Raw genomic sequence first — 16,083 nt, 5'->3', positions numbered from 1 at the left:
AGGCGTTATGGGGCATCGTTACCCGGATGAGCTTTACTGCTAAGTTTATGTTCCTGGTGGTCATCACCGCGAGTATCGCCTGGGCTAAACCGGATGTTTTTCTGAAAACGAAAATGTACTTACCGTTTCTCCGATTTTCAGCATTGTACCCAATGGAAGCGGCGCGGAACCAGATAAGCGGATTCTGTACCTTGCAGTTCGATGTCGCGGAGAGTGGCGGTGTTGAGAATCCACAGGTTCTGGCTTGCAGCCCGGAAGGATACTTTGAAAGACCATCGATTGAAGCACTTTCCAGGTTCAGGTATCAGCCCTCGAGCTATAGAGTCGCTGGTGTAGTTGAAGCCTTTTGGTTCTCCGCCGAAATCAATTCAGAGTACAGCCACTGGAAAAACCTGGGCGTCTACAACAGGGTCAAGTGCAGAGAAGCCGTTCACGAGTGTCATGCAGTCTTGGCGGCCCCATAACAAGCAAAGGCAGCAAGGGCGCTTCGCGCCGGGACGCGCTAACGCGCGCCCCTGCTTGCGGCGTTAATTGCCCTCCTGAGCGTCAAAACGCTATAGCGCTATAATGTCTTAACGCTGTCTGGAGGTCATTATGAGTAATTTATCAAAGCGTTCAACTATCTATTTTGAGCCAGATATCCACCAAGCCCTGAAAGTACGGGCTGCTTCATCACATTTGTCCATGTCAGAGCTTGTTGACGAGGCAGTCCGCCTTCTTATGAATGAAGACCAAGAAGATTTGGCCGCATTTTCTGAGCGAGAGGGCGAAAAAGAGATCAGCTATGACGCCTTGCTTAATGATCTAAAGAAGCATGGCAAAATTTAAACTTACCTTTAAGAAGTCTGTTGCCAAAGACTTACGGAGCATCCCGTCAGCTGACGTTCAGCGCTTTCTACAGAGAGTCGAAATGCTGGCGGAGAACCCCAGAGGGGAAGGGTGCGTCAAGCTTTCAGTCCAGGAACGGTATAGGGTGCGCCAAGGCGTTTACCGTGTTGTCTACGAAATCCGTGACGAATCTCTCATTGTTTTGGTGGTAAAAGTTGCGCACCGTTCAGCCGTTTACAATGGCAATTAACAAGGCCATATTGCGGACAAATTCCAGTTGCCGCAAATGGCGGCGTTATGCAGTCGGGCGCGTCGCCTAATGCAAGAGATAAATTTCAGTATTGAAGTGAAAGAGCTCCTGGAATCCTATGGGCTTCCCGTAGCCGATATCCCAGGGAATGACCAAATTCGGCTTTTTGGTATTAAAGCGGATGGGGCGCTTACCGCAGTCGTTGGTATAGAGGTTTATGAGGAATATGCCTTAGTTCGGTCGCTTGCCGTTAAGCAGCAATTCCGGGGGAGCGGGATTGGACGAAACCTGATCGCTTCATTGGAGGACTGGGCGAGAACAAAGCGTGTGGCCAGGCTGTTTCTATTGACCGAAACAGCGGGCCGCTTCTTTGGGTATCAGGGATACAGGCCTATTCCGCGTTCCGAAACACCGCAAGTGATAAAAGATACATCTGAGTTCTCAGGTATATGCCCTGGTTCTGCGGAGCTAATGATCAAAGAGTTGATTGCTAGCAATGAGTCCACCGCGTACCAGGACAAAGCCGGCGCCAGTTAATTCGAGCGTTATGTGCCATTAAAGCTTCGGGGGCATCTTGAGTAAGATTCTGGTTTTTGGAAACTCTGGTTCTGGTAAGTCCACGTTTTCCAAGCAGATTGCACGGAAACTCGGTTTGGCTCACTTAGATTTGGATGTCTTGGCATGGCTTCCGACAGAGCCACCCAAAAGAATGCCTATTGAAGAATCCAAAGAAAAAATTAATGATTTCATAGCCGAGCATGAAAGTTGGGTGGTTGAGGGGTGCTATACCGATTTATTGGAACTCCTGAAACATGAGGCATCGGAAGTTGTATTTATGGATCTAACTGTTGAGCAATGTATCGCCAATGCCAAGAGTCGTCCATGGGAGCCGCATAAATACACGTCCAAAGAAGCGCAGGATGCCAACTTGGATATGCTGATAGATTGGATTAAGGACTATACATTCAGATCAGACTCATTTTCTTATGAATCGCATCGTAGATTGTATGAATCGTTCCATGGAAAAAAGATTGCTTATACGGAGAATCAAGCCCACACATGACGATGCGCTGTAGATCGAGGGCCAACTTCGTGCACTTTATGCGCTGTCGGTTAGCTCCGAATTTCGCGCACAAAGTTAACCGCGCCTAAGCGCGGCGTTAGGTGTAACCGGTGACCGCCGGTGAGAGTTGTCTCCACAGTTCGCAGAGGTTACGGAGTACTTCGACACCCACCTGGCGGGATCGGTCTTCGGCTTCGTATAGGATCCACGTTCCCGGTCAACTCTGCCTTGTCTATCAATCAACAGAGATAGGCGAAAGAGAAGGCTAGTTTGGCGTCGACCACGCGCAGTAGTCTAACGATCACGATCCAATATCGAGAGACAGAGGGACCAGATGATAACCGCCTACCAAATAGCCATCGTATCCGCCGGTGTATTCTTCCTCAACGGCCTGGTGACGGGTGTCTGGAAGTATTTGCAGATAGCCGCGAGCGACAACGCTCAGGCACATCCCTATGTGGATATCGCCCACAGGGCCTCATTGATGTACAGCTTCGCCACGATCCTGATTGCCGTGTTCGTGGACATCAGCCAGCTTCCAAACATGGTCGAGATTATGGCAACGCTTGCGCTCATTGTGTACTTCGCGCTGGCAATCGCCATCTACATGATCCACGGCTATCTCGGCGACACTGACAATCAGTTGCGCGAGATTAACGCTGTGACCCGCTGGTTCATGTGGACGCTAATAGCCGCCGAACTCGGCGGGTTTCTGATCTTGTTCTACGGCGTTCTGGTGGCCCTTTAAATCCGATTGATCGGCTGGTGATATCGCTCAATGCCGTAGGCGATGTTAATCTGCCCGCAGGCGATTGGCGGTTTCGGTACTACCTGATGAGACCAAAGGGAATGAATACAATTCAGAGACTGATGCGTTCGCTCTTGCTTGCCTCTGTCGCACTGAACATCAGTGCATGCGATCAAGTCTTCACTGAACCGCTCTTTGAAGCGGATGGCAAGCTTACCGTCGCCGAGCTGGACTATTTTCTCGGGGGAATGAAAGAAGCGGCCAACCTCAGTGAAGAGATGGACAGCTGTATCAAGGCGCAGGCAGAGCGTCGCGCGGAGATTGCGGGTGACCCGCAGACCATCGATCCAGAATCGCTGTCGCTGCCAGAGGAAAGTTGGGTGCCTTTGGGAAAGTCGGATAAGCGCATCATTCTGGCTCAGCTAGTCGTGACGGAGGCCAGTGTCTTCTGTTCGACAGGGCAAGAAATGTGAGTGCCTGGCAGCAGGACAAGCTGGCAGTGGACTAGCATCACTTTGATGGGCCATCGAATCACGGCGCTTTTTGGCTCTCGCCAGCTCACCTCAGAGTCCGCTGCAGGGCCTCAAAGGGAGATCCGCTCTTGACCTATCAAGCACTTGCCGATGCCGTTCTTCTGCTGCACTTCGGCATTGTCCTCTTTGTCGTGTTGGGGCTCCCCGCCGTCATCATCGGCAACCGGGCGGGGTGGGCCTGGGTAAATCAGTTCGCGTGGCGCCTGGCTCATCTTGTCGCTATCGTGGTGGTCGCTCTACAGGCCTGGCTTGGACAGTACTGCCCGCTCACGATTCTGGAGTCATGGCTTCGCGTTCAGGCGGGGGGCGCGGGCTACACTGGCAGCTTTATCGAGCACTGGCTGCAAAGCGTGCTGTATTACGAGGCACCTCTGTGGGTTTTTGCGACTATCTATACTGCCTTCGGCCTCATGGTGGCATGGGCGTGGTGGCGTTACCCACCTCGGTCGAGCAAATAGAAGGATCATCAAGCTTAGTTATGCGAACGTGACCGACAGCGTGTGTGGAACCCTTATCATTTTCAGACTATGAGTAGCGAACGCGTATGATGCCGTAATGATGCGGCGCTTCCTGGTTTGGCAAGCGTCCCGGAGACTCCCTGTGAAATTCGACATATCGAGTAATCTCAGAATCAGCCCCGAGGATATTTCCGGGCTGTTCACCATGGAGGGCGTGAACCGGGAGTTGCGTCCGCTCATCCGCATGACCGTCCCACGGGCGTGGGCCGGCAAGCCCATCGCCGAGTGGCCCACCGGCAGAGTGCTTTTCTCCAGTTGGATACTCCTGTTCGGAGTGCTTCCCGTCGATCGTCACACGTTCTTTTTCCAGCGCATCCACCCGCAGCAGGGCTTTGTCGAGGCATCGAGCTCTCTCGCCAACGCGGTGTGGCGGCACCAGCGGGAAATCACCTGGAGTGGCGCATTCTGCAGAGTCAAGGACACATTGGAGTTCCAGCCCAGATTGCCGTTCCTGGGCCGGGTTTTGGCACCGGTTTATCGATTCGTTTTCAGACACCGCCATCAGGTGCTAAGGTCGCACTATGACGTGGGCGACGGCTGATTCAGCCAATCGCCAGCGCGACGTTGCGGCAGTTCGACCGATGCGCCCCCGGACGTCATTTCCATATCAGAAGGTGGCGGGTGTTGAGTACACAGAATCAGGTTTCGCTCCGGGAGATTACGGCGGAAACGGTCCGGGCCGTGATGCAACTCGCAGTATCTGACGATCAGAACCGGTTTGTTGCACCGAATGCCTGGTCGCTGGGGCAGGCCTTGTTCTCACCGGAGGCGTGGTATCGGGCGATATATTGCGAAGAGGAGCCTGTGGGTTTCGTGATGCTTTCGGACCAGTCTCGGGTGGTTCCGGTACTTGAGGACCCGAAGGTGGAGGTGTGGCGATTCATGGTCGATGCGAAGCACCAGCACAAGGGTATTGGGCGGGCCGCGATGCGTCTGGTCATCGAGCATGTGCGACGCGCAGGTCTGTTCAGGGAATTGGGGATTTCCTATGTACCGGGTGAGGGAAGCCCCGAACAGTTCTACCGCTCCCTGGGCTTCAGGCCCACGGGCGAGGTGGAGGACGGGGAAATTGTCATGATGCTGTCACTCGGGAATGACGATGACTGAGCACGCCGGGTCTTGCCTGTGTGGCGCCGCGAAGTTCGTGGTGCACGGGGATTTCGACAGCTTTTACCTCTGTCACTGCCAGCGCTGCCAGAAGGACACGGGGTCTGCCCACGGGGCAAACCTCTTTTCGCAGTCAGCCACATTGACCTGGCTGGCCGGTGTGGATCAGGTGACGTCCTTCACCCTCCCCGGCACTCGACACAGCAGAAGCTTTTGCAGCCGCTGTGGTTCGGCTTTACCGGGCGTTCAGTCGGCGGGGTTGCTCGTCGTTCCGGCAGGGTGTCTGGACACGCCGCACCCGCTGTGGCCAACGGCGCACATCTTCACCTCCAGCAAAGCCGCCTGGGATAGCCTGTGCGATGACGTCCCCGCATTTGAAGGGCTCCCAACCCGTGTTTAGAGGCCAGGGGCTGACCAGGCCACGATGCATATCGTTACTCGGTGCGCCGGTGTTCGCCGTTGTGGTTGCACTCGGATCACATCTCTCTCCGGTGCTGGGCTATGTGTTTGCCCTGCTGGCGCTTGTCATGATTGTGGTTGCATTACACATGGAGTCTGTATGGCCCACACAATCGCGACAGGAGCATGCTCTGGTCTTCACGCTATTCTGGGGAACAATGCTCGGGGGTGTGGTACCGTTTATCGTGGCAGCCTTTCGGGAAGGCGGTTTGTCTGCGGTGATGAGCATCTTCACCTCATAGGCGCCACACCCACGGTGCTACGGAGAACACAATGAAGCAACAGGCGCTGCGAATCTGGCCGCTGCTCACGGGCACGCACCGTTATGAGAAGGTTGTATCGACCCGCAACCGGGGCCACGGCCAGTTCATCACCGCGCCCATTCTGGCCTACCTGATCGAGACTCCGAATGGCCGCATTCTGTACGATGTGGGCTGTGATTATCAGAAAATTGCCACCCCTGAACTGCGCTCGAAATACTACGACCCGATGCGTGATTTCTTCGACCCACCGGTGATGGACGACAGCCAGCGCATACCCAGCTACCTGCGGCGGCTCGGCCTGACCGCCCGGGATATCGACCTCGTGTTTCTCGGCCATCTGCACTTCGACCACGCGGGTGGTCTGTGTGATCTGCCGGGCTGTGAGGTTCACGTACATGCTGACGAGGTGCAGGCGGCCGCGACGCGGCTGGACAGCGGTGTTTTCGCCGACGAGGTGGCCGGCGCCAGTGGGTGGAACCTGCAGAGCGCGGAATACGAGGTTGCTCCCGGCGTCCATGCCCTGTGCACGCCGGGGCACACCGCCGGCCATATGTCGCTGTTTATCGAACTGCCCAAGGGTCGGCCGGTGATTTTGTGTGGCGACGCGGCGGACCTGACCGAAAACCTTATCGACGAGATTGCACCGGGCTATTGCTGGCAGGACAACGAGGCACTGGCCATCAGCAGTATCAGGCGCATGAAGTCGATCGCCGAGCATGAAGACGCGGAGCTGTGGCCAAATCACGATTTCGAGTTTTACCGCGGCCTGCCGGCGTTTCCTGCCTGGCGAGAGTAGGGGCAACGGCGCAACCCTGCGGGTGCCAAGCCGAAGATGCTGTTTCTGCGTATACCGATGACCCGTTGCCAAGCCTGGGGTAGGATAGGCGCACGGAGCAGGCGACAGGCCGGAACGGAACAGATTCCAGAACCTATACGGAGAATACACGATGCTGAATCATGTGATGATTGGCTCTGACGATATCGAAAAATCCAAGCGCTTCTACACTGCCGTCCTGGGTGTGCTTGGCGCAGGCGCACCCATTGAGCACAAGAACGACACCGGGCAGACGCGTCTGTTTTTCATGCACGATGGCTCCACCTTCAGTGTGAGCGAGCCCATCAACGGCAAGCCGGTCACCACCGCCAACGGCTCAACCATCGGCTTCGTCTGCAATTCGCCGGAACAACTCCAGAAGTTCCACGATGTCGCCGTTGCCAATGGCGGCACCAGTGTGGAGGATCCACCTGGTCCCCGCGAAAGCACCATGGGCGTTATGTATCTGTGCTACTTCCTGGACCCGGACGGCCACAAGATCTGTGGTATCCACCGGCCCAGCTGAACCCTTTCCAACAGCCATTCCCGGGAGGTGAGCATGGTAGAGCCCTGCGATGAAGGCGTTCTGGAAGCCTCGCTGGCGGCGCTTAACAAGCAGGCGTCGGCGGCATGGTGTCTGCAAGACGGCAAGCTGCACCGGGAATTCAAGTTTCCCGATTTCGTCTCGGCCTTTGCTTTCATGACACGGGTGGCACTGCTTGCCGAGCGGGCGAATCATCATCCCGAATGGTCCAACGTCTACAACACGGTTGTGATCGACCTGACCACGCACGATGCGGGCGGTATCTCCCCGAAAGATTTCGACCTGGCGCGCGAGATCTCGCTTGCTGTCTGAAGAGGAGACATCGCGCGTTATCGAGATGGCCTGGGAAGACCGCACGCCATTCGAGGCGATCGAGTCGCAATTCGGGTTGAACGAAGCCGGCGTGATTGCACTGATGCGCGTGAGCCTCAAGCCGGGCAGTTTCCGGCTTTGGCGAGCGCGTGTAACCGGCCGGGTGACCAAGCATGCCAGGTTGCGAGCGCCCGGTGTCTCTCGGGGGTACTGCCCTACGCAGTACAAGCCCCGGTAGTTGCTGCGGCGTCGGTGGTTTCACCGGTTCGCGGCCTGTACCATAGGCGATACCGCTTCCCGGGTGACGGCTCTTGACGACGACCAGACAGCAACCCAATAACCCACTGCATGGGATCACCCTTGAAAAGGCGCTGACCCGGCTCGTGGAGCATTACGGTTGGGACGGCCTCGCGCTGAGGATCGACGTGAACTGTTTCAAGAGCGATCCCTCTATCAGGTCATCGTTGAAGTTCCTGCGCAAGACCGAGTGGGCCCGCAACAAGGTTGAGCGCCTCTACGTTTCGACCTTCGATTCGCAATCTCCCTGGGGGCATTCCCAGCGCTGAAAGCAGGAGCCGTGTACTTATGAGGTTTATCACTACCTTGGCAGTGCTGGCGCTGTTGGCCGCTTGCAGTCATGAACAGATTTACTCCGCGGTACAGCAGAACCAGCAACTCGAGTGTGCCAAACTGCCGCAGAACGCGTACGAAGAATGCATGCGCGAAACCGGAACGTCCTACAGTGAGTACGAGCGCAAACGCCAGGAGCTACTCAAGGATGACTAACCCCCCGCCGACGCCGTCCGGCTGTTGAGCGCCGTCTATGGTGTCGAAAGCCAAGCTCTACGCCCAATTGGACCGTTTGGAGGACGAGCTGGAGGAGCGGCTGGTCGTGCATCTGGAGGCGGCAGCAACGGGTGCCAACGACTTTGCCTTCTGTGCAACGGATTTCAGGGCAGCCTCGCGACCCAACGATCGCATCGACGCGGAGGCCGACGCCCTGGTGCATCTCGGCCGACGTATCCTGACCCTGAGAGAGAAGCTGGGTGAGTCATCGGCGGGCACCCCGGCAGAACGTCTCTGCTGGTATTGCCGCAAATGGGGTGAGGCGGGAGATGACGGGCGGACAGCCGCGCGGGAACTCGCGAGCGATTTTCTGCAGGAGATCGGCCAGCGCCAGGCAGGCGAAGACTGAGTGCGGGTCGCAACGCGCAAGTGTGCACGCGCTGCGCAGTGGCTGCGACAGGGGTTCCGCCGTTCTACATGCTGCATATAGCGCTGCACTTTCTGGTTCCCCTGCTGGTGGCACGGCTGTTCTTCCGCCGCCGGTGGCAAACTGCGTTCCTGGTGATGGTCGCCACCATGCTGGTTGACCTCGATCATCTGCTGGCACAACCTATCTACGACCCCGGCCGCTGCAGTATCGGCTTTCATCCATTGCATCAGCTGTGGCTGATTGCTGTGTATGTGCTGCTCAGCCTGTTTCCCGCCAGCCGCCTGGTGGGCCTGGGTTTGTCGGTGCACATGCTGCTGGATGCAGCGGATTGTCAGGTGACCAGCGGGGTTTGGGTCCACCCGGGATGATCTCCCTGGGCCGTCCTCGTTGTCCGCCGCGGTCTGTCTGGTCTATTCTCTCCCTTTCGTTGGATGGATGTCGCACAGGGGCAGGGTATGGATTGGCGCGGCAGGCGGCGCAGTAGCAACGTGGAGGATCGGCGCGGTCAGCCGGTCCGCGCCGGCGGCGTGCCGGGCGCTATGCTCTTGCTGCGTATTCTGCCCTGGCTGCTGCGCAGTAAGGCCGGGCGCATCATGCTTGGGTTGGGTGTGGTCGCGTTTGTTGGTGCCCGGATGCTGGGTATTGACGTGTTGCAGGTTGCGCCAGACTCGGGCCCGGCGGCCACAGCGGCGCCCATCAGCGCACAGGAGCAGGAGCTGGCCGAGTTTGTTGCGGTTGTGCTGGCAGATACCGAAGCCACCTGGCAGGCAATATTCGACGCATCCGGCGCCACCTATGAAGAGCCGGTGCTGGTGCTCTTTCGCCAGCGGGTTGCCTCTGCCTGCGGTTCGGCCAGCGCCGCCGTCGGCCCTTTCTATTGCCCCGCGGATCGCAAGGTCTACCTGGATCTGAGTTTCTTCCGCGACCTCGATCGCCAGCTGGGGGCGCCCGGCGACTTCGCCCAGGCCTACGTGATTGCCCATGAGGTGGGGCATCACGTGCAGACCCTGCTGGGCATCAGCCAGCGGGTGCGCGCCAGTGGGCAGGGCAGGCCCGCCGCCGACGTGAATGCGCTGTCGGTGCGGCAGGAGCTGCAGGCGGATTGCTTTGCCGGAGTCTGGGGCTATGCGGCGCAGCAGTTCCGGCAGATGCTGGAGCCGGGTGACCTTGAGGAGGCGCTGCGCGCCGCGTCCGCCATTGGCGACGACCGTTTACAGCGCCGCAGCGGTGGTGACATTGTTCCCGACAGCTTCACCCACGGTACGTCGGCGCAACGGGTAGCGTGGTTCCGCCGCGGTTTCGAGACTGGCGATATGGTGCAGTGCGATACCTTTGCCGGCCCCGTGTAGCTGCGTCTACGCGATCATTCACGCATCAGGAGGGCCGGATGTCGGCTTTGCACCAACAGCACATAGACTGCCCGTATTGTGGCGAGTCCATCGAGGTGCTGATCGACGAAAGCGAGGCAGGCCAGCAGTATATCGAAGACTGCCAGGTCTGCTGTCGCCCGATTCTGTTCCACGTTGCCATGACCATGGATGGCGAGCTGTCGGTCTCAGTCCACGACGAGAACGAAGCGCTCTGAGCGCGTTGGTGTGTGGTGTGGTTAACCGCGTTATGATGGCCGGCCAGGCCGCAGGAGTGCGGCCGACTTGAGCGGTGCGGCTGCCCCTAAGGATCATTATGTTTGAAATTCTGCTGACGGAAGAGATTCAGGCCCCCCCTGAGGTGGTTTGGGAGGTGATCACGAATACCGCGGCCTACCCGCAGTGGAACACCTTTGTCGTTGCCTGCGAGTCCACGTTCCAGGTGGGAGACCCGATCCACATGAAGGTCCGGGTCCTGCCGTTCATGGTGCAGCCGCAAACGGAAACGATCTGGCGCAATGAGCCGGGCCGCTTGCTGGATTACGGTATCAAGGCTCCGCTCGGCGCACTCGCGAGTACCCGTCAGCATCGCCTGTCAGCAACACCCTCGGGGGGCACGCATTACGAGTCCCTGTTCCGGCTGGAGGGGTGGTTCTCGCCCGTGGTGGGGTTGCTCTTTGGCGCCCAGCTGCGCCGCGGCTTTGGTGAGATGACCCGCGGCATTGCGAACCGCGCAATGGACGTCAATGCCGCGGTCCGGGCCTGACGCTCAGGTGAAGAAAACACTGTGCAGCAGGCGCCCCGGCAGGGCGATCGCGCCAATCGCGGCGCCCACCGTACCCAGGTAGGCGCCGACGGCAAAACCGCGGTGGCGCCTGATGTTGCCGCGCCGAACCGCGATGACGGACACCACCACGCACACCAGCACCCAGATGGACAGCAGATGGATGGGCCCGTAGCCCATGAACAGGTTGCTGGGGCTGGTCAACCAGAATGATGAGAGGGCTGCGACGACCATCGCCAGCATCCAGGACCAGCCGATCCAGCGGTGGGTTGGCGTGCCTTTCGCAGAGGCCAGTTGCAGGCCCCCGACCGCCAGCACCCAGAGTGCCGCCGCAAGGTGTATGTAGACACTCATGGCGCGGCGGGAGTGCTTCCCGTTCTGTTGTGAACACGCATGATCTACGCCTCCTGATGATACGGTGAACTGCATGGTAGAGTGCGCGCGCCGACGCGGCAATGGCCTTGCTTGCGACCACCGAGCACCTCCCGCACAATGCAGGGCATTACGCTGCAACCCGATACCGCATCGCCGTGGCCACTGACGGAATTCTCTACATTGTTGTGCTGACCTTCGCCGCGGGCCTCTGCATGCCGTTGGGCGGCTGGATCGCCAGTTTCGAACGCATCCAGCGGCGCTGGCTGGAAAAGGAGGTGCGCCACTTTCTGATTGCCCTGGGTGGTGGCCTCTTGCTGGGTGCGGTGTACGAGGTGCTGCTGCCGGAGGGCCTGGCCCGGTTTGGCAATTCCGTTTCTGCGGTGCTGCTGTTTGTCGCGGGTGGCCTCGTGGTGTTTTTGCTGGAGCGGCTGCTGGCCGCGCGACGCCGCGAGGCGCCTCAGCTACTGGGTATGTTGCTGGACTATGTGCCGGAATCCATCGCACTCGGGGGGTTGATTGCGACTGATCCGTCGCTCGCACTGGTCCTGGCCATTGTGATCGGCCTGCAGAACCTGCCCGAGGGTTTCAATGCCTATCGGGAGCTTGCGGCGGCGGGGCGCGACTCCTCTGCGAAAGTGCTGAGCCTGATGTGCCTGTTGACCCTGCTGGGTCCTTTGGCCGGGCTTTCCGCGTATGTCTTTCTGGCCGATCTGCCGGCGGTGCTGGGGGCCATCATGCTGTCATCGGCCGGGGGTATCGTCTATCTGATGTTTCAGGACATCGCACCCCAGGCGCACCTGAACCGCCATTGGGCTCCACCGCTGGGCGCGGTGTTGGGGTTTGCGTTTACACTGTTAACGTCCCTCTGGTTGGGGCACGGTTAAGAGGTGATGCCATGTATCGTTTCCTGAGTTGTATGTCGCTGCTGCTTGTCACTACGGCCTGCACCGGTGCAGACAGCCCCGTGCCGTCAATGGCACTGTGCTCCGATGGCTGGGCACAGGGCGTCGAGTCGCAGTTGCAGACTGGCGATGGGCAGGGCCACGGGCCGGATATCGGCTCTGACGAGTGGCAGTCCGTTGTTGAGTTCCGGCTGGGTATACGCGATCTGCCCGGGCTGCCGGAGCGCGGCTCAGCGGCATGGTGTGCCTATGTCGACGCGCTGGCGATCAACAAGTCGCCGGTAATTTTCGTCTGTGAAGACGCAGCGGCGACGAAACTGGCCGTGCACTTCTTGCCCACCGAGCCGCGCACGCTAGTTGCCCGGAGCGGTGATCGCCTGGCATTGATGACACAGCAACGCAGTGCGAGCGGTGCGCAGTATGCGGGTGACGGTGCGGCACTCTGGGAGCATCACGGTGAGGCCACGGTAACCTGGGGAGCGGATGCGCCGGAGATGCGCTGTCAGGTGGTACGGTGATTTCGGGTGGCCGCTGTGCAGGTGTGAAGACCGCCTTCGCTAACCACCGTCCACCGCTTGGCGCACTGCTACGTGCGATGGCGCTCACGGTTCTGGGCCTGTTGACCGCCTGCAGCAACTACCCTGTGGGTAATCCGCAGGCGGACGTATCCTTTGACCGCTCCGGGGGCGCGCTGCCGCTCTCCCCGGTGCCCCTGTTCCCCGTGGTGGAAGTCACCGTCAACGGGGTGCCGGGTTTCCGCTTTATCGTCGATACCGGTGCAACGCCCACGGCCATATTCCTGCACCAGGGGACTCGTCGCCTGGGCCTGCGGGGCACGGAAACCATCGGTGTGGGCGGTTCCGGCGGTGATGCGGAGAGAGCCCAGGCCTTTCTGGCCACCGATGTCGACCTCGAGATCGGCCCCGTCGCCTTGCGGGGCATGACCGTCGCCGTCCTGCCCGCCGCCACCCTGCCGCCCCTGGGTACCGATGCCGATTTCGCAGTTGATGGCGTTATCGGCTACGACCTGTTCTCGCGCTTTGCGATCGAGGTGGATACCGCGGCCGGAACCCTGCGTTTCCTCGACTCCAGCGATGTGCAACGCCCGCCCTCCGCAGTTGAGCTGCCTTTGGCGGTTCGCGACTATGACGCCTACGTGCAACTCCCTGTTGTGCTGGAGAATCAGCAGGAGGAGGTGCTGTCTGACCTGCATCTGGATACCGGTATGACCGGCTGGATGTCGTTGATCCCGGATAGCACACCCGCCCTGAAGCGGCCCGAATCGGGTTGGCTGAACACCGGGCGCGGCGTACAGGGCGATATTCAGAGCCTGCAGCAGTTTGGCAATGCGGTTCGCGTCGGGGACAAGGTGCTTGGCCCGTTCCTCACCAGCTACTCCGATGATGGCACCAGCATGGGCCGCCAGGGCCGCCTCGGCTCGCGCCTGCTATCCCGTTTCACCTATACGGTGGATTATCCCGGTGAGCGTCTGCTACTCGTTCCGCGTGCCGACAGCTTTCGTGAACCAGAGCGCGGCTACCTTGGCCTCTGGGGTGTGCCGCACCAGGGCGGTATGCGGGTGTGGGTAGTGCAGCCCGGCTCCCCGGCAGACCTCGCCGGCATGCAGCCCGGACATTACCTCACTGTGAACGGCGAACCCTTTGCCGGAATGAGCTGGCCGGCGATGCATGACGCGCTGAACGGTGCACCGGACACGGTGGTCGAGCTTTGCCGAGCCACAGCTGCGGCGCCGGATTGCCGCACGGCGGTGTTGGCCGACGCGGCGGTGCCTCCGCCGCTGCTGCCCCGGCAGGCCACCGTCGTCCTGAGCGGCGTGTCGGTGCTGAAGTTCAGCGCGGAGGGGGCAGCGCTGGCGGCGGATCAGTCAGTGGTGATTGCCGCAGGCAAGATTCTGGCGGTCGGCGCTACGGGCAGTGTTGAGGTACCCCCGGGAGCGCAAGAGATCGCTGCCAACGGGCAGGTGCTGATGCCCGGGCTGGTCGATATGCACGTGCATGTGTGGGACGAGGCCGAATTGCCCGCCTATCTCGCCTATGGGGTCACCACCGTGCGCAATGCCTCGGGTATGCCCTTTCTGCTGGACCTGGCTGCCGCGGTGACGGTGGGTCGTCTCGCGGGGCCCGACATTGTGACAACCGGGCCGATTCTCAACGGCAGTGGCCCCAATGCGCAGCTCAATCACGTGATCGTGGAAACAGCGGCGGATGCGCGTGCCGCGGTGCTGCGCCAGCATGCACAGGGGTATCGGCATCTGAAGGTGTACTCCAATCTCGCCCCGGACGCCTACGCAGCCATCCTTGCCGCTGCGGCGGAGCTGGGCATGAGCGTCATGGGCCATACGCCCGAGGGGCCACGCCTCGACGGCATACCGGCACAGCGCCCTTTCGTGATTCCCTTCGCATCGGTGCTCGATGACGAGCTGGCCAGCATTGAGCATGTGGAAAGCATTGTCTGGCACGGACTCGGCGAGCGACTTGACGAAACCGCGATGTGTCAGCTTGCGGAAGACATCGCTACTGCCGGTGTACCCGTGACCCCGACGCTGGTGGCTCACCATAATCTCCTGCAGGTTGCACGCAGTGATGGCGCCTATCTGCAGCGTGAGGGTGCAGATACCCTGAACCCGTTCATCGCGCAGATGGAACAGCCGGTGTATCAGTTCTGGAGCGCCCAGCCTGCGGATTACCGGGTAGAACAGGATGCGTTTTACCTGCGGGCGACGAACTGCCTTTATCAGGCGGGTGTGACCCTGCTGGCGGGCTCCGACGCGGGTATTTTTGTCAACGTGCCGGGCCTGTCGCTGCTGGATGAACTGGAACTCCTGCAGGCATCCGGCCTGCCGCCGGCCGCGGTGCTGCGCACTGTCACGGTGAATCCCGCACTGGTGCTGGGTCGCGCCGACAGTCATGGCCGCGTGGCGGCCGGGTTCGAGGCCGATCTGCTGCTTTTGCCCGGCGACCCGTTGCAGGACCTGTCGGTGTTGCGCCAGCCGGTGGCTGTGATCAGCGATGGGCGTTGGTATGATCGCGATGCGCGCGCGCGTCTGCTGCAACACGCTGCGGCAGCGCGTTCCCTGCAGCGCAGCGAACAGCGTGTTCTGCAGGCGATGGCCGAGCAGGGCACATCACTGGAAGGTGTACCAATGCCATGAGTAATCTGCCGGCCTGCCCCGAATGCCATTCCCCCTACGCCTACGAACAGGGCGCCTTTCTCGTGTGCCCGGAATGCGGACATGAGTGGCATCCCGCCGACACCGCTGACCCGGCGGATGAGCCGCAGGTTGTCTGCGATGCCAACGGCAACCCGCTGGCGGATGGCGATACGGTTACGGTCATCAAAGACCTCAAGGTAAAAGGCTCTTCGCTGGTGGTGAAAGTCGGGACGCGAGTGAAGAATATTCGCCTGGTGGCGGGCGACCACGACATCGACTGTAAAATTGACGGAATAGGTGCAATGAAGCTGAAATCCGACTTCGTGAAGAAAGCATGACGGCCCCGGCTGATGCGGAGCGCTTCATGCGCCGCGCGCTTGAACTCGGTCGTCACGCGGCGGATACCGGGGAGGGCGGCCCTTTTGGCGCGGTGATCGTGCGTGACGGGGAGATCGTGGGCGAGGGCTGGAACCGGGTGATTGCGTCCAGCGACCCCACGGCTCACGGTGAGGTCATGGCCATTCGCGACGCCTGTGCACAAGCGGGCCTGTTCAGCCTGGAAGGCTGTGATATCTACACCAGCGGCGAACCCTGCCCGATGTGCCTTGGCGCCATTTACTGGGCCCGGCTGCGTCATGTGTATTTCGGATTTTCCATTGAGGACGCGGAACGCGTGGGTTTCGACGACAGGCGTTTCTACGCCGAGCTGGCACTGCCGCCTGCGCGGCGTGCTGTGGGCCAGACGCAGATTCTCGGCGAGGAGGCCTGCGAGGTACTGGACGCCTATCTGGGCCAGCCTGATCGCGCGCGCTATTGAGGGAACAGCCT

At 60.0% G+C, this 16,083-nt stretch carries 28 protein-coding genes; 27 read left to right on the top strand and 1 reads right to left on the bottom strand.

Features of this window, described 5'->3' with window-relative positions; translation table 11 throughout:
• Positions 1-26: 26 nt before the first annotated feature.
• From AACZ17_RS08970 to AACZ17_RS08865, 22 genes are all read left to right on the top strand, one after another.
• Positions 27-464: an energy transducer TonB gene (locus tag AACZ17_RS08970; RefSeq protein ID WP_290737631.1), complete on the top strand. Its 438-nt coding sequence runs from the start codon at positions 27-29 to the stop codon at positions 462-464.
• 130 nt (positions 465-594) lie between these two features.
• Positions 595-828, top strand: a complete 234-nt coding sequence (locus AACZ17_RS08965) for a CopG family transcriptional regulator (protein WP_290737629.1) — start codon at positions 595-597, stop codon at positions 826-828.
• A complete protein-coding gene (locus AACZ17_RS08960) occupies positions 815-1,078 on the top strand; it encodes a type II toxin-antitoxin system RelE/ParE family toxin (protein WP_290737626.1) in 264 nt (87 codons plus the stop codon). Before AACZ17_RS08965 ends, AACZ17_RS08960 begins: the two co-directional genes overlap by 14 nt.
• Before the next feature lie 69 nt (positions 1,079-1,147).
• The gene (gene arsN2, locus AACZ17_RS08955) at positions 1,148-1,615 is read left to right on the top strand and encodes an arsenic resistance N-acetyltransferase ArsN2 (protein WP_290737623.1); all 468 of its coding nucleotides are present in this window, start codon (positions 1,148-1,150) and stop codon (positions 1,613-1,615) included.
• Positions 1,616-1,652: 37 nt separating this feature from the next.
• Complete coding sequence (locus AACZ17_RS08950; protein WP_290737620.1) at positions 1,653-2,141, top strand: AAA family ATPase; 489 nt, start codon at positions 1,653-1,655, stop codon at positions 2,139-2,141.
• 334 nt (positions 2,142-2,475) lie between these two features.
• Positions 2,476-2,889: a hypothetical protein gene (locus AACZ17_RS08945; RefSeq protein ID WP_290737617.1), complete on the top strand. Its 414-nt coding sequence runs from the start codon at positions 2,476-2,478 to the stop codon at positions 2,887-2,889.
• A gap of 101 nt (positions 2,890-2,990) precedes the next feature.
• A complete protein-coding gene (locus AACZ17_RS08940) occupies positions 2,991-3,362 on the top strand; it encodes a hypothetical protein (protein WP_290737614.1) in 372 nt (123 codons plus the stop codon).
• A gap of 128 nt (positions 3,363-3,490) precedes the next feature.
• On the top strand, positions 3,491-3,880 hold the full coding sequence (locus tag AACZ17_RS08935; RefSeq protein WP_290737611.1) for a DUF2784 domain-containing protein: 390 nt from the start codon (positions 3,491-3,493) through the stop codon (positions 3,878-3,880).
• A 142-nt stretch (positions 3,881-4,022) separates the two neighbouring features.
• A complete protein-coding gene (locus AACZ17_RS08930) occupies positions 4,023-4,481 on the top strand; it encodes a hypothetical protein (protein ID WP_290737610.1) in 459 nt (152 codons plus the stop codon).
• A gap of 143 nt (positions 4,482-4,624) precedes the next feature.
• The gene (locus AACZ17_RS08925) at positions 4,625-5,047 is read left to right on the top strand and encodes a GNAT family N-acetyltransferase (protein ID WP_290738017.1); all 423 of its coding nucleotides are present in this window, start codon (positions 4,625-4,627) and stop codon (positions 5,045-5,047) included.
• Positions 5,034-5,447: a GFA family protein gene (locus tag AACZ17_RS08920; RefSeq protein WP_339638152.1), complete on the top strand. Its 414-nt coding sequence runs from the start codon at positions 5,034-5,036 to the stop codon at positions 5,445-5,447. The genes AACZ17_RS08925 and AACZ17_RS08920 overlap by 14 nt, the downstream gene beginning before the upstream one ends.
• A 332-nt stretch (positions 5,448-5,779) precedes the next feature.
• Positions 5,780-6,565, top strand: coding sequence for an N-acyl homoserine lactonase family protein (locus tag AACZ17_RS08915; RefSeq protein WP_290737605.1), 786 nt, complete (start codon positions 5,780-5,782; stop codon positions 6,563-6,565).
• A gap of 151 nt (positions 6,566-6,716) precedes the next feature.
• On the top strand, positions 6,717-7,109 hold the full coding sequence (locus AACZ17_RS08910) for a VOC family protein (protein ID WP_290737602.1): 393 nt from the start codon (positions 6,717-6,719) through the stop codon (positions 7,107-7,109).
• Between the two features lie 33 nt (positions 7,110-7,142).
• The gene (locus tag AACZ17_RS08905) at positions 7,143-7,439 is read left to right on the top strand and encodes a 4a-hydroxytetrahydrobiopterin dehydratase (protein ID WP_290737599.1); all 297 of its coding nucleotides are present in this window, start codon (positions 7,143-7,145) and stop codon (positions 7,437-7,439) included.
• Positions 7,378-7,677, top strand: coding sequence for a TIGR03643 family protein (locus tag AACZ17_RS08900; protein WP_290737596.1), 300 nt, complete (start codon positions 7,378-7,380; stop codon positions 7,675-7,677). The genes AACZ17_RS08905 and AACZ17_RS08900 overlap by 62 nt, the downstream gene beginning before the upstream one ends.
• A gap of 73 nt (positions 7,678-7,750) precedes the next feature.
• Entirely contained in the window at positions 7,751-8,005 is a 255-nt protein-coding gene (locus AACZ17_RS08895) for a VF530 family protein (RefSeq protein WP_290737593.1), read from the top strand.
• A 19-nt stretch (positions 8,006-8,024) separates the two neighbouring features.
• On the top strand, positions 8,025-8,225 hold the full coding sequence (locus AACZ17_RS08890; protein WP_290737590.1) for a hypothetical protein: 201 nt from the start codon (positions 8,025-8,027) through the stop codon (positions 8,223-8,225).
• Between the two features lie 37 nt (positions 8,226-8,262).
• Positions 8,263-8,634, top strand: coding sequence for a hypothetical protein (locus AACZ17_RS08885; RefSeq protein ID WP_290737587.1), 372 nt, complete (start codon positions 8,263-8,265; stop codon positions 8,632-8,634).
• Between the two features lie 68 nt (positions 8,635-8,702).
• Positions 8,703-9,023, top strand: coding sequence for a DUF6122 family protein (locus tag AACZ17_RS08880; protein WP_290737584.1), 321 nt, complete (start codon positions 8,703-8,705; stop codon positions 9,021-9,023).
• 87 nt (positions 9,024-9,110) lie between these two features.
• Positions 9,111-10,004, top strand: a complete 894-nt coding sequence (locus tag AACZ17_RS08875) for a neutral zinc metallopeptidase (protein ID WP_290737581.1) — start codon at positions 9,111-9,113, stop codon at positions 10,002-10,004.
• A 38-nt stretch (positions 10,005-10,042) separates the two neighbouring features.
• Positions 10,043-10,240: a CPXCG motif-containing cysteine-rich protein gene (locus tag AACZ17_RS08870; RefSeq protein WP_290737578.1), complete on the top strand. Its 198-nt coding sequence runs from the start codon at positions 10,043-10,045 to the stop codon at positions 10,238-10,240.
• A gap of 98 nt (positions 10,241-10,338) precedes the next feature.
• Positions 10,339-10,788 (top strand): SRPBCC domain-containing protein, encoded by a 450-nt coding sequence (locus tag AACZ17_RS08865; protein ID WP_290737576.1) that lies wholly within the window; start codon positions 10,339-10,341, stop codon positions 10,786-10,788.
• Positions 10,789-10,791: 3 nt separating this feature from the next.
• Here the strand turns inward: AACZ17_RS08865 and AACZ17_RS08860 are convergent, their stop codons facing one another.
• The gene (locus AACZ17_RS08860; RefSeq protein WP_290737573.1) at positions 10,792-11,160 is read right to left on the bottom strand and encodes a DUF2306 domain-containing protein; all 369 of its coding nucleotides are present in this window, start codon (positions 11,158-11,160) and stop codon (positions 10,792-10,794) included.
• 101 nt (positions 11,161-11,261) lie between these two features.
• On the opposite strand from AACZ17_RS08860, the gene AACZ17_RS08855 reads away from it, so the two are divergent.
• Genes AACZ17_RS08855 through AACZ17_RS08835 form a run of 5 tightly spaced genes read left to right on the top strand, consistent with a single transcriptional unit; the run spans position 11,262 to position 16,072 of the window.
• Complete coding sequence (locus AACZ17_RS08855; protein WP_339638150.1) at positions 11,262-12,065, top strand: divalent cation transporter; 804 nt, start codon at positions 11,262-11,264, stop codon at positions 12,063-12,065.
• A gap of 11 nt (positions 12,066-12,076) precedes the next feature.
• The gene (locus AACZ17_RS08850) at positions 12,077-12,601 is read left to right on the top strand and encodes an MliC family protein (RefSeq protein ID WP_290737568.1); all 525 of its coding nucleotides are present in this window, start codon (positions 12,077-12,079) and stop codon (positions 12,599-12,601) included.
• Between the two features lie 23 nt (positions 12,602-12,624).
• Positions 12,625-15,255, top strand: coding sequence for an amidohydrolase family protein (locus AACZ17_RS08845; protein ID WP_290737565.1), 2,631 nt, complete (start codon positions 12,625-12,627; stop codon positions 15,253-15,255).
• On the top strand, positions 15,252-15,593 hold the full coding sequence (locus AACZ17_RS08840) for a zinc ribbon domain-containing protein YjdM (RefSeq protein ID WP_290737562.1): 342 nt from the start codon (positions 15,252-15,254) through the stop codon (positions 15,591-15,593). Before AACZ17_RS08845 ends, AACZ17_RS08840 begins: the two co-directional genes overlap by 4 nt.
• A complete protein-coding gene (locus tag AACZ17_RS08835) occupies positions 15,590-16,072 on the top strand; it encodes a nucleoside deaminase (protein ID WP_290737559.1) in 483 nt (160 codons plus the stop codon). The genes AACZ17_RS08840 and AACZ17_RS08835 overlap by 4 nt, the downstream gene beginning before the upstream one ends.
• Positions 16,073-16,083: the final 11 nt, after the last annotated feature.

It is taken from the genome of uncultured Haliea sp., from assembly GCF_963973825.1.
Taxonomy (GTDB): domain Bacteria; phylum Pseudomonadota; class Gammaproteobacteria; order Pseudomonadales; family Halieaceae; genus Haliea.
This window is presented reverse-complemented; position numbering and strand designations above follow the sequence as displayed.